The 14,760-nt window shown below is 72.7% G+C and carries 17 protein-coding genes; 5 read left to right on the top strand and 12 right to left on the bottom strand.

Annotation, left to right across the window (positions count from 1 at the left end; translation table 11 throughout):
* The first annotated feature begins 57 nt into the window (after window positions 1–57).
* Both FBY23_RS21130 and FBY23_RS21135 read left to right on the top strand, forming a co-directional pair.
* The gene (locus FBY23_RS21130) at window positions 58–708 is read left to right on the top strand and encodes an ATP-binding protein (protein ID WP_186348239.1); all 651 of its coding nucleotides are present in this window, start codon (window positions 58–60) and stop codon (window positions 706–708) included.
* A complete protein-coding gene (locus FBY23_RS21135; RefSeq protein ID WP_141799940.1) occupies window positions 692–1,210 on the top strand; it encodes a hypothetical protein in 519 nt (172 codons plus the stop codon). The genes FBY23_RS21130 and FBY23_RS21135 overlap by 17 nt, the downstream gene beginning before the upstream one ends.
* Here the strand turns inward: FBY23_RS21135 and FBY23_RS21140 are convergent.
* Entirely contained in the window at window positions 1,189–2,289 is a 1,101-nt protein-coding gene (locus FBY23_RS21140; protein ID WP_141799941.1) for an adenosine deaminase, read from the bottom strand. The genes FBY23_RS21135 and FBY23_RS21140 overlap by 22 nt on opposite strands.
* 45 nt (window positions 2,290–2,334) lie before the next feature.
* Between FBY23_RS21140 and FBY23_RS21145 the strand changes: the two genes are divergently transcribed.
* Together FBY23_RS21145 and FBY23_RS21150 are read left to right on the top strand one after the other, a co-directional pair.
* Window positions 2,335–2,787, top strand: coding sequence for a MaoC family dehydratase (locus tag FBY23_RS21145; protein ID WP_141799942.1), 453 nt, complete (start codon window positions 2,335–2,337; stop codon window positions 2,785–2,787).
* Window positions 2,788–2,852: 65 nt separating this feature from the next.
* Window positions 2,853–4,019, top strand: coding sequence for a CaiB/BaiF CoA-transferase family protein (locus tag FBY23_RS21150; protein WP_141799943.1), 1,167 nt, complete (start codon window positions 2,853–2,855; stop codon window positions 4,017–4,019).
* 280 nt (window positions 4,020–4,299) lie between these two features.
* On the opposite strand, the gene FBY23_RS21155 is transcribed toward FBY23_RS21150, so the two are convergent.
* The 11 genes from FBY23_RS21155 to FBY23_RS21205 form a co-directional block, all read right to left on the bottom strand.
* Window positions 4,300–5,535, bottom strand: coding sequence for a transcriptional regulator (locus tag FBY23_RS21155; protein WP_141799944.1), 1,236 nt, complete (start codon window positions 5,533–5,535; stop codon window positions 4,300–4,302).
* A 32-nt stretch (window positions 5,536–5,567) separates the two neighbouring features.
* Window positions 5,568–6,047 carry a hypothetical protein gene (locus FBY23_RS21160; protein WP_141799945.1) on the bottom strand — a complete coding sequence of 160 codons (480 nt, stop codon included), beginning with the start codon at window positions 6,045–6,047 and terminating at the stop codon, window positions 5,568–5,570.
* 42 nt (window positions 6,048–6,089) lie between these two features.
* A complete protein-coding gene (locus FBY23_RS21165) occupies window positions 6,090–7,361 on the bottom strand; it encodes a hypothetical protein (RefSeq protein ID WP_141799946.1) in 1,272 nt (423 codons plus the stop codon).
* A complete protein-coding gene (locus FBY23_RS21170) occupies window positions 7,358–8,035 on the bottom strand; it encodes an ABC transporter ATP-binding protein (RefSeq protein WP_160158321.1) in 678 nt (225 codons plus the stop codon). The genes FBY23_RS21165 and FBY23_RS21170 overlap by 4 nt, the downstream gene beginning before the upstream one ends.
* A 60-nt stretch (window positions 8,036–8,095) precedes the next feature.
* Window positions 8,096–8,569 (bottom strand): hypothetical protein, encoded by a 474-nt coding sequence (locus FBY23_RS21175; protein ID WP_141799948.1) that lies wholly within the window; start codon window positions 8,567–8,569, stop codon window positions 8,096–8,098.
* Between the two features lie 113 nt (window positions 8,570–8,682).
* The gene (locus FBY23_RS21180; protein ID WP_141799949.1) at window positions 8,683–9,801 is read right to left on the bottom strand and encodes an XdhC/CoxI family protein; all 1,119 of its coding nucleotides are present in this window, start codon (window positions 9,799–9,801) and stop codon (window positions 8,683–8,685) included.
* Window positions 9,794–10,915, bottom strand: coding sequence for a VWA domain-containing protein (locus FBY23_RS21185; protein WP_141799950.1), 1,122 nt, complete (start codon window positions 10,913–10,915; stop codon window positions 9,794–9,796). The genes FBY23_RS21180 and FBY23_RS21185 overlap by 8 nt, the downstream gene beginning before the upstream one ends.
* Window positions 10,912–11,790 carry a MoxR family ATPase gene (locus FBY23_RS21190; protein ID WP_141799951.1) on the bottom strand — a complete coding sequence of 293 codons (879 nt, stop codon included), beginning with the start codon at window positions 11,788–11,790 and terminating at the stop codon, window positions 10,912–10,914. The genes FBY23_RS21185 and FBY23_RS21190 overlap by 4 nt, the downstream gene beginning before the upstream one ends.
* A 53-nt stretch (window positions 11,791–11,843) precedes the next feature.
* Complete coding sequence (locus FBY23_RS21195; RefSeq protein WP_174245235.1) at window positions 11,844–12,404, bottom strand: NTP transferase domain-containing protein; 561 nt, start codon at window positions 12,402–12,404, stop codon at window positions 11,844–11,846.
* A gap of 9 nt (window positions 12,405–12,413) precedes the next feature.
* Entirely contained in the window at window positions 12,414–12,740 is a 327-nt protein-coding gene (locus FBY23_RS21200) for a cupin domain-containing protein (protein WP_141799952.1), read from the bottom strand.
* Window positions 12,741–12,767: 27 nt separating this feature from the next.
* Window positions 12,768–12,965 (bottom strand): hypothetical protein, encoded by a 198-nt coding sequence (locus tag FBY23_RS21205; RefSeq protein WP_141799953.1) that lies wholly within the window; start codon window positions 12,963–12,965, stop codon window positions 12,768–12,770.
* 188 nt (window positions 12,966–13,153) lie between these two features.
* Between FBY23_RS21205 and FBY23_RS21210 the strand changes: the two genes are divergently transcribed.
* Window positions 13,154–14,641, top strand: a complete 1,488-nt coding sequence (locus FBY23_RS21210) for a hypothetical protein (protein ID WP_141799954.1) — start codon at window positions 13,154–13,156, stop codon at window positions 14,639–14,641.
* Window positions 14,642–14,760 lie beyond the last annotated feature (119 nt).

The raw sequence follows: 14,760 nt of genomic DNA on the forward strand, positions 1-14,760 counted from the left end.
CGAAAACCTACTGTGCCGGCTCGCTCCCCCACCGGCAGTACGGCAGACTCGACCCCCATGACCGCCCCTGCCCGCGTGATCGTGCTCGCCGGCCCCTCGGGGTCCGGGAAGTCCCGGCTGGCCGGGCGGCTCGCGAAGGCCTACGGGTGGCCGACCCTGCGCCTCGACGACTTCTACCGCGACGGCGACGAGCCGGGCCTCCCCCTGATCACCGAGGGCGCCAACGCCGGCCTCGTCGACTGGGACCACCCGGGCACCTGGAGCCACGAGGACGCCTTCGCTGCCCTGGAGGAGCTGTGTACGACGGGCGCGACCGAGGTGCCGACGTACTCGATCTCGCAGAGCCGCCGCACCGGCTCCCAGCGTCTCGACCTGGCCGGCGCGCAGCGGTTCTGCGCCGAAGGGATCTTCGCGACCGAGATCGTCGAGGAGTGCCGTCGCGCCGGGATCCTGGCGGCGGCGTACTGCATCACCCAGCACCCGGTCGTGACCTTCTGGCGCCGGCTCACCCGCGACCTGCGCGAGCACCGCAAGCCCCCGCCGGTACTGGTACGCCGCGGCCTCGCCCTGGCCCGGGCACAGCGGCAGATCGTGCGCCGGGCGACCGCGGTCGGCTGTCGGGTCGCCACCGGCGACCGGGCCTTCGCCGAGCTGCGCCAGAGCCACGAGCGCCACGACCAGGAGGGCGACCATGCGGTGGCCGGCTGACCTCGCGCCCAGCGCGCTGCGCCAGCCGGACTCCCGCACCTGCGGCGCGGCCAGTGTCCTGGGCGCCCGCGCCCTGCTGACCTCGTGGCGCCCGGAGGACCCGGCGAGCGACATCACCGAGGAGCACCGGCTGCTGACCTCCTCGCGTAGTCCGCGCGACCGGTTCCAGGTGCCGTGGCCGCGCGCGCTCGGCACCCCACCGTGGGCGGTCGCGGGCGCACTCCGGGCGCTCACCGGCGAGCACGTCGCGACGGTGTTCGTGCGCCCCCGCCCCGTGATCGGGTACGACGTCCTGCGCGAGCAGGTGCACAGCCGCCCGGTCGGTGTCTACCTCGGCAGCCGCTGCCTGCCCCGCCACGTCGTGCTCGCCGTCCGGGCGACCGGGACCGGGGTCGAGGTGTTCGACCCGGCCAGCGGGCGCCTCGTCGAGGTCCCCGCCGAGCGCTGGTCCGCCCACCGGGTCGACGTGGCCGGCTGGGACTACTTCTGGTTCGTCGTCTGAGCCGCGTACCAGGGCTTGATGGTCTCGGTGATCAGGCGGTACCGCTCGTCGTACGGGACGAACGCGGACTTCATCGCGTTGACCGTCAGCCACTCCATCTCGGCCCAGCCGTAGCCGAAGGTCTCGGAGAGCAGCCCGAACTCCCGGCTCAGCGTGGTGCGGCTCATCAGCCGGTTGTCGGTGTTGACGGTGACCCGGAACCGCAGCGACGCGAGCAGCCGGAGCGGGTGCTCCTCGAGTGAGGGCGCGGCTCCTGTCTGGACATTCGAGGACGGACACATCTCGAGCGGGATCCGCTTGTCCCTGATGTAGGACGCCAGCCGGCCCAGCTGGGCGACGCCGGCGTCGTCGACCCTGATGTCGTCGACGATCCGCACGCCGTGGCCGAGCCGGTCGGCCCCACACCACTGGACGGCCTCCCAGATCGACGGCAGGCCGAAGCCCTCGCCGGCGTGGATGGTGAAGTGGGAGTTCTCGCGCTGGAGGTACTCGAACGCGTCGATGAACCGGGTGGGCGGGTAGCCCGCCTCGGGGCCGGCGATGTCGAACCCGACGACGCCGCGGTCGCGCCAGGCGATGGCGAGCTCGGCGATCTCCATGGCGCGGGCGGCCTGGCGCATCGCGGTGAGCAGGTGCCGCACGATGATCCGGCCACCGTCGGCGGCCACCGCGGCCATGCCCTCCTCGAAGCCCTGCTGGACGGCGGCGACGACCTCCTCGAGGTCGAGCCCGGACTCGACGTGGAGCTCGGGGGCGTAGCGGATCTCGGCGTACACGACACCGTCGGCGGCCAGGTCCTCGACGCACTCCCGCGCGACCCGGGTCAGCGCGTCGGCGGTCTGCATCACCCCGACGGTGTGGGCGAAGGTCTCGAGGTAGCGCTCGAGCGAGCCGGAGTCGGCGGCCTCCGCGAACCACCGCGCCAGCGCGTCGGTGTCGGTCTCCGGGAGGGCGTGGCCCACGCCCGCGGCGAGCTCGATGATCGTCGCCGGTCGCAGTCCCCCGTCGAGGTGGTCGTGGAGCAGCACCTTGGGTGCCGCCCGCAGCAGGTCCTCGGGAAGGCCGCGTGTAGGTTCCATGACCGAATCCTAGTGACGAGACACCAAGAGCCAGGAGCAAGAAGCATGCGGGTCTTCACCACCTTCGACGAGCTGGTCGCCGCCAACGGCGAGGTCCTCGGCACCAGTGACTGGGTCGAGATCACCCAGGAGCGGGTGAACCAGTTCGCCGAGGCGACCGGTGACCACCAGTGGATCCACGTCGACGTGGAGCGGGCCAAGCAGGGACCGTTCGGCGGCACCATCGCCCACGGCTACCTCACCCTCTCGCTGATCCCGTGGCTGGGTCACGGTATCTTCGAGCTGGACACGCCCGGGGCGAAGCTCAACTACGGGATCAACAAGGTGCGTTTCCCGAACCCGGTGCTGGTCGGCAAGCGGATCCGGTCGACGATCACCCTGGCCGACGTCACCGAGCTCGCCAGCGGCTACCAGATCACCCTCAAGCACGTCATCGACATCGAGGGCGAGGACAAGCCGGCCGCGGTCGCCGAGACCGTGGTGCTGCTCCTGCCCTGATCGGCGCGGATCTGTTGGCAACACCTGCCATGCTCAGCGGTTGCCGTCGTCACTAGGGTCGAGCCATGTCCGCGCCTCTCGACGACGTTCTGGTCCTCGACCTCACTCGCGCCCTCGCCGGGCCCCATGCCGCGATGATGCTGGGAGACCTGGGGGCCCGCGTGATCAAGGTCGAGAGCCCCGCGGGTGACGACACCCGCACATGGGGTCCGCCGTTCGTGGACCCCGCGGAGGGGGAGCGCGAGTCGACGTACTTCCTCTCGGCGAACCGCAACAAGGAGTCGATCACCCTCGACCTCAAGGACCCGGCCGACCAGGAGGTCCTGGCCCGGCTGGTCGAGCGCGCCGACGTGCTGATGGAGAACTTCCGGGTCGGCGTCCTGGACCGCCTCGGCTTCCCGGTCTCCCGCCTCCACGAGCTCAACCCGCGCCTGGTCGTCCTGCAGATCACCGGCTTCGGCCACGACGGGCCGGAGGCGAAGCGCTCCGGCTTCGACCAGATCGCCCAGGGCGAGGGCGGCCTGATGTCGCTGACCGGCCTCACCGAGCCGACCAAGGTGGGCGTACCGATCGCCGACCTGCTGGCCGGCATGAACGGTGCGTACGGCGTGGTCTCGGCCCTCTACGAGCGCGAGCGCACCGGCCGCGGCCGGGTCGTGCGCACCTCGCTGCTCGCGGGCATGGTCGGGGTGCACGCCTTCCAGGGCACGAAGTGGACCGTCGCCAAGGAGGTCCCCGGCCTTGCCGGCGGCCACCACCCTTCGATCGCGCCGTACGGCATGTTCGCGACCGCCACCGCCCCCGTGCAGATCGCGTGCGGCTCGGAGAAGCTGTGGCAGGCGCTGTGCGCCGAGCTCGGCATCGACCCCGAGCGCGAGAGCATGGCGACCAACCCCGAGCGGGTCGAGAACCGCGACGCGGTGATCGCCCTGATCGAGGCCCTGCTCGCCGACGTGTCTGCCGACGAGGTCCTCGAGCGGCTCGACAGGGCCGGCGTGCCCGCCGGCAAGGTGCGCTCCCTCGACGACGTCTACGCGTGGGAGCAGACCCGTTCCCAGGGCCTGCTCATCGATGTCGAGCACTCCACCCTCGGCGACATCCAGCTGCCGGGCCCGGCGCTGCGCTTCGACGACAACGCGTACGCCGGCGGTCGCGAGCAGCACGTCGCGCCGCCCACGCTCGGGCAGCACAACGACGAGATCCGGGAGTGGCTGGAGGCCGCCGACGGCTGAGCTTGCGAAGCCGTCGTCAGCGGCCGAAGGTCGAGGAGCGCCGGCGAGCTCGCGCCGCGAAGCAAGCGAGGTCGTGGCGCGTCACGAGACCACGTGAGGTGCTGCCGGGACTGGCCGCAGGCAGTTGGCGAAGCAAGGCCGTGGCCCCGGAGGTCGAGGAGGCCGCCCGCGGCCGTCACGAGACCCCGTGAGGTCTGCCGGGACCGTGCCTCGACAGTTGCGAGAGCGGGCCGGGGGTCTCGTGACGGTCGCTGCGCGACCTCCTCGACCTCCGGGCCGCTCAGGCGTCGGCGACCGCCAGCCGCGCCTTGAGCAGCGGGATCGCGGGGTGCCGCAGCCGGCCCTCGCGGCCGAGCTCGGCGAGACAGGCCTCCAGCACAGCGGTGTCGTAGGGCGCCAGCTCGCTGTAGTGCAGCACCGCGTCGGGCTGCGGGTCGGCAAGCAGGGCCTCGCGGACCGCGACGGCGACGTACTCCCCCATCTCGACCAGCGCCGGGCTCTCGGTGCCGGGCAGCAGGTCGCCGCCGTAGGCCTCGACCGCGGCGGCGACGTCGCCGCGCCGCAGCAGCGCGAGCACGTGGTCGACATCGGTGGCGATCGGCATCAGCAGCCGGTAGGGCCGGGAGGCGAGCTGGCCGGCCAGCGCGGCACGCAGGTGGGAGACCTCTGCCTTGAGCGTGGAGAAGGTGACCGCGTGGTCGCCGTACAGCATCGCGTGGAGCTGGTCGAGCGAGAGCCCGTCGGGGTGCAGCGCGAGCAGCGAGAGGATCTCGGTCTGGCGCCGGTTGAGCAGCAGCCGCTGCCCGTCGACCCGCGCCTCGGCGGTGCCGAGCAGGCTGAGCACCAGGCCCGGCTCGCTGGTCTCCTCGGCCGCTGCGGCCTCCTCGTAGAGGTGGGTGCGTGGCAGCGCCTGCTCGACCAGTCGCGCGAGCACGCGCGCGGTGGCCAGGCCGATCGGGTGGGTGCGCTCCCAGGTGGTCGAGATGTCGAGGACGCCGAGCTTGGCGCCGCTGACCGGGTCGTGCAGCGGCGCGGCCCAGCACACCCAGTTGTGCACGATCGGGGCGTAGTGCTCGGCGCTGAACACCATCGAGGGGCGGTCCAGCCGGTTGGCGAGGTCGAGCGCGTTGGTGCCCACCGAGCGGTCGTCCCAGCGCCCGCCCGGCACGAAGTTCACGGTCTCGGCCTTGCGCCGCATCACGCGGCCGCCGTACGTCCAGAGCACCCGGGTGTCGGGGTCGGTGACCGCGAGCACGAGGTCGCCGTCCTCGGCGGTGCGACGCAGCTCGTCCTCGACCCGCTCGACGGCGATCTGCAGCGGCGATCCCTGCCAGAACGAGCGGGTCTCCGACTCGTCGGCGAGCGGCGCCTGGATCACGTCGCGCGCGACCGAGGCTCCCGAGCGGGTCCAGCTGTCGAGGATCTCGGGACGCACCTGGTTCAGGGCGCCGCCCTCCTCGACCCACGTGGTCCAGGCGGCGAGCGCGCGCCGCCGACGCTGGTCGAGCTCGTCCATGATCGAACCCTACTCCGTGGCTGTGACCGCGATCACCCCCTCGCCACCGCGGCACCCGCCGCCACGACGAGGGCGATGCCTGCCGGGAACGTCGAGGTGAGAACACCGGCCCAGACGACGTGGTGGTAGTCGGCGTGGAGCAGCGCGCCCTGACCGACGAGCACCGCGGTCCACCAGTAGCCGGGAAGCACCAGCTCGACGCCCAGGGCGAGTGTCAGCAGCCAGCAGGTGCCGGCGACCGCGTGGTGGTCCTCGGCCAGGCTGGCGACCGCGGCGGCGACCAGGCACGCCACGATCGTCGCCCCCACCCGCACCGCGACGATCCCGGGCCCCTGACGGGAGAGCGCTAGCTCGGTCGTCGGCCACCGGTCGACCAGGGTCCAGCCGAGGAGCAGGGTGACCGTGCCGGGGACCAGCAGGCCCACGAGGACCGCGCTGGGCAGGGCCGGGAAGGACACCCGGACGGTCGGCACGAGGTTGAGGCAGAACCCGAGCACCAGTGCGAGCGGCATCGTGACGTGGAAGCCGTTGGCGCGCAGGAAGACGGCGATCGCTCACTCCCCCCACTGGGGAGCGGCGGCGGGGAGGACGATGTCCGCCAGGGTGCACGACGCCAGGGCGGGATAGGTCTGGGCGGCCCAGGTCGTGGCCTCGTCGGTGAGCAACCAGGTGTCGAGCGTGCCTCCGTCGGAGCGGCTCGGCCGGGTCGCGAGGTCGAGCCACCGGATCAGGACCGACTGCGCCTGGAGCGCCGTCTGGTCGGCATGGTTGCTGCGGAAGGACGCGCAGGGCGCCGGCGACGCCAAGGAGAACAAGACGGCCTGACGGTTCGCACCGGCACTCGTCTCGCCCACGTCGACGAAGGTGAGGACACCGGTGTGAGCGGGGTGGGGCCGAGGACCGACCTCCGGCTCCCAGCGCGCCGGCAGCGTGACCCCGGCCGCCCGCAACGGCTCCGCCGCCGCGCGCAGGGCATCGGCCACGGCGTGCAGCGGGCGGCTCGTCTCCCGCGCCACGCACACCTCGGGCACGCCGTCGTCGTCGCAGACCAACGGCACCGGTACGGCGCGCAGCCGGCTCGCGTCCGCCGTACCGCCGATCCAGCACCACGCGCCCACCCCGACGGCCAGCACGACCAGCACCGCGAGCACACGGCTCCCGACCGGCGCCGCCCTGGACCGGACGCCGAGGAGCAGGAGCATGGCCAGCCCGAGGCCGATCGCCGCCTGCGCGAGGACCACTGGCACCACGTAGAGCTCCCCGATCATCGGCCCCGTGATCCCGCCGGTGCGGAACGTCTCGGGGATCAACGCGCTGGAGGAGAAGGTGCTGAGACAGAACACCAGCACGGCCGACACCGGTGGCGCCCACGGGCCGGGGAACCGGGCGCCGACGTAGGCCCCGACGAGCACCTGAGCGGCGAGCGTGCTCCATCCCAGGAGGAGGATGACCCCCTGGGATGGAGCAGCCACCGACCCGTGGAACAGGGCCAGTGTCGTGGCCGCCACGGCGATGACCAGCATCACCGCGCAGGCGACCAGCCAGGTGGCCAGCGCCGGCTCCAGCCACCCACGACTCCCCCGCGAAGTCTGGGCGGCGAGCCCGGCGAGGCCGAGCCCGGCGACCCGGGAGTAGCGCCACGCGGTCAGCCCGGCGGCCACCGGACCGATGAGGATGGCGGTCCCGCTCGCCCAGTCGAGCGCCATCTTCCACGATCCCAGCCATGGCGCACCGGACAGCATCATGAAGCCGACACCCGCTGCCAGGCAGAGGCCGGCGAGGACCACGCCGTCGCGGCGGGACCACCACAGCCAACCGCGCCTCATCCGCGCCGCCCGGTGGTGATGAGCCGCAGGAAGCGCTCCTCGTCGGTGCCCTCGGACGTCGCCCGGAACGCGGCCATGCTGTCGTCGAACAGCACCTGCCCCTGCTCCAGGACCACCAGATGGTCGGCGAGGGTCGAGATGTCCTCGATCAGGTGACTGCTGACCACGGTCACTCCCTGGCGCTCCTGCGCTGCGATGACCTCGCGCATCGCCACCCGCTGCTCGGGGTCGAGGCCCGTGGTGGGCTCGTCGAGCAGCAGCACGTCGGGATCGGCCATCAGGCTCTGCGCGAATCCGACGCGCCGCTTCATGCCGCCCGACAACGAGCCCATCGGCGCGCCGGCCCGGTCGGCCAGGCCGACCACCTCGAGCAGCCGGGCCGCGGCGGTCCGGGCCTGCCGCGCATCGAGCCCTCTCATCCAGCCGAGGTAGCGCAGCACGTCGCTGACGCTCGCGCGTGGGGGTGCGTCGAAGTGCTGGGGCATGTAGCCGACGCGGGACAATGCCTGCCGGCGGCGACGCCCGTAGAGCGACGTCCCGTCGACCAGCGCGTCCCCCGAGCTCGGCCGCAGGCTCCCCGCCATCACGCGAAGAAGGGTGGTCTTCCCCGCCCCGTTGACGCCGAGCAGCCCGGTGACCCCAGGACGCGACACGAGGTCGACGTCGACGAGCACGGGCTCTCCCAGGCCGTAGTGATGACTGCAGGCCACCGAGAGCGACAACCCGACCCGGCCTCAGTAGTTGAAGAACTTGGTCGGCTTGATGCTGCACGGGTCCTTGACCAGTGCGCCGTGGTCCTCGCACACGTTCGTGGAGATGCGCACCCCGTTGCCCCCAATGTAGAGGACCTGCTGATCGGCACTGGCGGTCCAGGCCGACTGGGCGTACTTCGGGCTGGTGTCGGTCCCGACCTGCGACTTGAGCGTCGAGCCTTGGTACCAGTCGTAGAACGTCTCGACGTAGACCGCGTCGCCTCCCGCGCGCGGGTCGCGGTAGCTGTAGCCGTTGTGGGCGTAGGACAGGTTCTTGATCGAGAAGGCGCCGAACGACTCGGCCTGCGACTTCCCGTCCTGGATCGCCTGGAGCGGGTTGGCCGCAGAGTAGTAGGTGGACGCGAGCGCCGGCACTGCCGTGCCGACGACCACCAGTGCCGCCGTCACCGCCGGAGCGCCGATCCAGCGGGTCAGTGCCGAGGAATGAATGTGCATGACTGGACTCCCGAGATCATCTGTGTCTGCCCATCTTCGTATGGGCAGACACATCTGACACCACGTCCCCGCGGAAGTCAAGGAAGTCCGGCGGACCTGTGGAGAAGCGCTGCTCAGGCGTGGATGCGGCCGCTGAGCACACCCAGCGGCTCCCCCGAGCCGCCCCAGCGACCGGCGACGATCTCGGCGGCGATGCTGATCGCGGTCTCCTCGGGCGTGCGGGCGCCGAGGTCGAGGCCGATCGGGCTGCGCAGCCGGCCGAGCTCGTCGTCGCCCAGGCCTGCCTCGCGCAGCCGGTCCATCCGGTCGTCGTGGGTACGGCGTGAGCCCATCGCACCGACGTACCCGACCTCCGGCAGGCGCAGTGCGACCTCGAGGAGCGGTACGTCGAACTTCGGGTCGTGCGTCAGCACCGCGATGACCGTGCGGGCATCGACCCGTCCGGCCTCCTGCTCGGCGGCGAGGTAGCGGTGCGGCCACTCGACGACCACCTCGTCGGCGCCGGGGAACCGGCTGGTCGTCGCGAACACGGGCCGCGCGTCGCACACCGTCACGTGGTAGCCGAGGAAGCCGCCGACCCGGGCGACCGCGGCGGCGAAGTCGATGGCGCCGAAGACCAGCATCCGCGGCGCCGGGGCGAAGGCCCACACGAACACCCTCATCCCCTCGCCGCGCCGCTCGCCGTCGGGGCCGTAGGACAGGGTGCCGTTGTGGCCGGCGGCGAGCAGTCCGAGGGCGTCGTCGCGCACGGCGTCGTCGATGCGCGGACTGCCCAGGGAGCCGGTGGCCGGCTCGTCGGGACGGATGACCACCCGCCGGCCGACGTACGCCGGGTCGGGGTGGTCGACGACGGTGGCCACCGCGACCGGGCGGCCGGCCTCGATGTCGGCCGCGATGTCGGCGAGCTCGGGGAAGGTCTCGCGGCTCACCTTCTCGACGTAGACGTCGAGGATGCCGCCGCAGGTCAGGCCGACGGCGAAGGCGTCGTCGTCGGAGACGCCGTAGCGCTGCAGGGTCGGGGTGCCGGTGGTGGCGACCTCCTGGGCCAGGTCGTAGACCGCGCCCTCGACGCAGCCGCCCGACACCGAGCCGACCGCGGACGCGTCGGGCCCGACCAGCATCGAGGCGCCCGGCGGTCGCGGGGCGGAGCGGAAGGTGGCCACCACGGTGCCCATCCCGACCGTCTCCCCGGCCTCCCACCAGGCCAGCAGCTGGGGCAGTACCTCACGCACGGCGTACCTCCTCCAACAGGTCCGCGAAGGTCGCCAGCGAGTGGCCGGCGAGAAACGCGTCGACATGGGGCAGGACGGCGACGATCCCCTGCTGCACCGGGGCATAGCCGTCCTTGCCGCGGTGGGGGTTGACCCAGACGACCTTGTGGGCCAGCCGGTGCAGCCGGTCGACCTGCTCGGCGAGGAGGGCGGTGTCGCCGCGCTCCCAGCCGTCACTGAAGACCACGACGACCGCGCCACGGGCCATCCCGCGCCGGCCGTGGCGGTCGACGAACGCCTTCAACGTCTCGCCGAGCCGGGTGCCGCCCGACCAGTCCGGTACGACGTCGCCCGCCGCCGCGATCGCCCGGTCCGGGTCGCGGCGCCGCAGCGCGCGGGTCAGGTGGGTCAGCCGGGTGCCGAGGCTGAACACCTCGACGCCGGGGCCGGCGGTGACGACCCGGTGGCACAGGCGGAGCAGCGCGTCGGCGTACCCGCTCATCGAGCCGGACACGTCGACCAGCAGGACGACGCGCCGCGGCCGGGTCGCTCGCCGGCGGCGGTGGATCTCGGCCGGCTCGCCCATCCGGCGCAGGCTGGCGCGCAGCGTGCGGGAGGCGTCGACATCGCCGCGGCGGTGCGGCGTACGACGCGCGGTCGGGCGGGTGGGCAGCACGACCCGCAGCGTGCTGAACATGCTCGCGAGCCGGACCCGGTCGGCCGGGTCCATGGTCGCGACGTCGCGGTGGCGCAGCACCTCGATCGCGCTGGCGGCCGCCTTGACCGGGTCCTCGTCCTCGTCCGGCCCGCTCCCCGTCGCCGACTGCTCGTCGGGCAGCAGGGCCGCGGACGGCTGCTGCTGGGCGTGCCGCGGCCGGACCGTCGGCGTGGTGTTGTCGCGGTTGAACCACTCGTCGAACACCCGGTCGTGGCGCTCGAGGTCCTCCGGGGTCGCGCACAGCGTCGCGCGCCCGGCCGCGCGGGTCGCCGTACGGTCGCCGAGGCCGACGAGGGCGACCGCGTCGAGGTAGGCGCGGGTGCGGTCCTGGGTGACGGGTACGCCGGCCGCCCGGAGCGCGGTGGCGAAGCCCAGGAGGATCTCGTCGGGCTGGTGGGTCAGGGTGGCGGTGGTCATCGCGCCAGCATCCGGTCGAGCGCGGCGCGCACCCGCTCGGCGTCGTCGCGGTACTTCACCAGCGCACCGAGGGTCCGCGCCGCCGTCTCGACGTCGAGGTCGGTGGTGCCGAGGTGCTGCAGCGCCCGCGCCCAGTCGAGGGTCTCGGCGACCCCCGGCGGCTTGAGCAGGTCGGTGCCGGCGCGCAGCTGCTGCACGACCTCCACCACCTGGCGGGCCAGGGTCGCGCCGACCTCGGGCGCCCGGGAGCGGACGATCGCGACCTCGCGCTCGAGGCCCGGGTGGTCGATCCAGTGGTAGAGGCATCGCCGCTTTAGCGCGTCGTGCAGCTCGCGGGTGCGGTTGGAGGTGAGCACGACCGTCGGCGGCGTCGCCGCCTGGACCGTGCCGAGCTCGGGGATGGTCACCTGGAAGGTCGAGAGGACCTCCAGCAGGAACGCCTCGAACTCGTCGTCGGCGCGGTCCACCTCGTCGATGAGCAGCACCGCGGGGCTCTGCTGCAGCGCGGCCAGCACCGGCCGCGCGAGGAGGAAGCGCTCGTCGTACAGGCTCTTCTCGGCCTCCTCGACGTCACCCTTGGCGCTTCCCGACAGCGCCTCGAGGGCCCGCAGGTGCAGGATCTGGCGCGGGAAGTCCCAGTCGTAGAGCGCCTGCGTCGCGTCGATCCCCTCGTAGCACTGCAGCCGGATCAGCGGCCGGTCGAGGCTCTCCGCGATCGCCTCGGCCAGCGCCGTCTTGCCGGTGCCCGGCTCGCCCTCGAGGAGCAGGGGCCGCGACATCTCCAGCGACAGGAAGAGGACGGTCGCGAGCTCCTCGTCGGCCAGGTAGCCCGTCTCCTCCAGCCGGCGGGCGAGGTCGGCGACGCGGGTGTCCATGCTTCAAGGCTAGGGGGCGGTCGTTGGCGGGAGGTTGGCAACTGTTGCCGATCTCATCGCCGATCGACGTCGGCCCCCGTGGCGAGATCGCCGCACTCAACGAGAGTGACGTCGTGCGCCGCGAGGAAGGCCCGCGCGCCCCGGTCGCCCGCCGCGCTCTCGACCACGCCGGACCAGTGGTCGCGTCCGATCAGGACGGGGTGCCCCGGCGTGCCGTCGTACGACGCCCGGGCGAGGGCCGCGGTGCCGCAGGCGACCGTCGTCAGGACGCGGTCGACGACCTCCGCCGTGACGTCGGGAAGGTCGACGAGGTGGACGAGGGCGGCCTCGGCGACTCCGGGGGCGAGCACCGCGAGACCGGTGGCGAGCGAGGCACCCATGCCGGAGGACCAGTCCTCCGAACGAATGGTGCTGACACCGGCAAGCCCCTCGAGCAGCGGCTCGGCCTCATCGGCACCCGCCCCCAGCACCACCACGACCTCAGCGCAACCACCGTCGCGCAGCACGCGCACCGACCGCGTCAGCCAGGGAGTGCCGTCGGCGTCGCGCACCAGCGCCTTGGGCATGCCCATCCGGCGGCCCGCGCCGGCGGCGAGGAGGAGACCGTGGACCACGGACGCAGACTAGTTGGCCACCGTCAGGAGCACTGCCGCGTCGCTGAGCGCCTCCAGGTCGTGGCGCTGCGGCGGGATGACGACGTGATCGCCGGCCACGCCCTGCCAGGTCTCCCCGCCCGCGTGCAGCGCGACCTCGCCCTCCAGCACCTGCAACGTCGCCTCCTCCGGAGCGTCGTGCTCGCCGAGCCGCTCACCCGCGCGCAGGGCGATCAGGGTCTGGCGCAGCCGGTGCTCGCGGCCGCCGTACACGGTGACGGCCGCGCGGCCGCTGCTCGCCGCACGCGCGGCCGCGAGCTGGCTGTCGGTCAGCGTGGTCAGGTTCGTGGACTCCATGTCGGGCTCCTTCGTGCGCTCTGACGATCAGCAGGGGTGGATCGCCGCGTTGAAGCAGATCAGGTCGCCCTGGCTCGGCACAACCGGCAGCTCGTCGTGGAGGTCCCGAGCACGGCGCTCGACAGCCCTTTGCAGCGCCCGTTCCCGGGCGACCTTCCTCGTCGCGAGCTTCTCCCGGCTCTGTCGCCGCCCGAGGCCGCGTCCGATCCGGTTCGGCACGAACATGTCTTCATCATGGGACGAACGGTCCGCTGTGTCGAACGACCAGCGATGACCGGGTCAACGACGCGCCGCCGGCCGCGACCATCCGGCAGCGCCTCGCCGCCCGCCTCCCCGGCGAGGAGATGGTGCCGTAGTCCACAGGAGGATCCGAGCGCGTCCTTTGTGTCGAGGGTGCGTGATCGGCTGTGGGCATGAACCGGGACCTCGGCGAGCTGACGGCGGCACAGCTGTTGGCGCGCGCCGAGGCCAACGTTCGCGAACGACGCCAGGCCGAGGTCGACCAGCTCCTGCTGGTCCTTGCGTGGTGCGACCGCAACGGCACCGACCCGCAGACCGGGCCGGGCGCCGTACCGGTGACGCGGGGTGGTGACCGGCTGGTCCGGCTCGGCGGCGACGGCACCCCCGCGGTCGCCGAGCTCGGCATCGCCGAGCTGGCTATCGCCTTCCACGCCGGGGAGATCGGCACGCAGAGCCTAGCGGCCGCGGCGCTCGACCTGCGCCACCGGTTGCCGTCGCTGTGGGCCCTGGTCCTCGACCTGCGGATGCCGGTCTGGCTGGCACGCAAGGTCGCCGTGATGGCGCGGGAGCTGGACCGTGATGCGGTCCGGCTGGTCGATGCCACGGTCGCTGCCGCGGTGCAGGAGTCCCCGGGCCGGATCCTGCGGATCGCCGAGGCCAAGGTGATCGAGGCCGACCTGGCCGCCCATCAGGCCCGAGTCGCCGAGGACGCCAAGAAGACCGGGTGCTGGCTCTCCAGGCCTCGTCCCGGCGAGATCATCGACCCTCTCGGCGGCGGCGAAGCAGCCACCCGCCGATTCGCCGCCAAGCTGCCCGCAGGCGCAGCGGTCGAGCTGGATGCCGCCATCGACGACCTCGCCGATGCGCTCGAGGCACACCTGGACCGAGCCGAGGACGACCAGCACGCCACCCGGGCCCAGCTGCGGGCCGAGGCGTTGGCTTTGTTGGCCGACCCCCACGCCGCGGCACGGGTCCTGGACAGCCTCCACGCCCCCTCTCCCGAACCGTCACCCGAACCGTCTCCCCAACCGCCGACACCGCCCGCCCGACGCCGCAAGGCGGTCGTCCACGTGCACCTCTCCGCCGCGGCCCTCGCCGGCGTCCTCCCCGGCGTCGCCCGGGTCGAAGGGTTGGGCCCGTTCCTGCTCGAGCAGCTCGCCGAGCTCCTCGGCCGCAACGACATCTGCCTGCAGCCTGTCCTGGACCTCGCCGGCGTCACGAGCGTGAATGCCTACGAGCACCCCACCGTCGTACGGGAACGTGCCATCCAACGCATGCGCGGCGACGTCTTCCCCCACTCCACCAACGGCGGAGGCGTCGGCGGCCGGTTCGACCTGGACCATCCCACCCCCTACGTCCCGCCCGCCCGCGGCGGACCCCCCGGTCAGACCGGCGACCACAACGCCGCTCCCCTGACCCGAAGACACCATCGGATCAAGACCCACGGCCACCTTCCCGACGGAGGTGGCGGCTACCAGGTGCGCCAACTCGGCCTCGCCGCCTACCGCTGGATCACCCCGCACGGACTGGCCCGCATCGTCACTCCACGCGGCACGACTCGCATCGAGCTGCTGCGCCGCCGCGACGGCACGGTCGTCGGCGAGTGCTACTCAGACCTGCCCCTTGGCCAAGTCGATGGCGGGATCGCACATCGGACGTGACCTGCCTGGTGTTGATGGCTCAGATGGACGGACCTTGCGACCGTTGGCGTATGGGCTGCCTCGACCGGAGCAACTGCGGGCAATCCGCCGCGATCGACCCCGCCGATCCAGCGCCAGGC

It is taken from the genome of Nocardioides sp. SLBN-35, from assembly GCF_006715725.1.
Taxonomy (GTDB): domain Bacteria; phylum Actinomycetota; class Actinomycetes; order Propionibacteriales; family Nocardioidaceae; genus Nocardioides.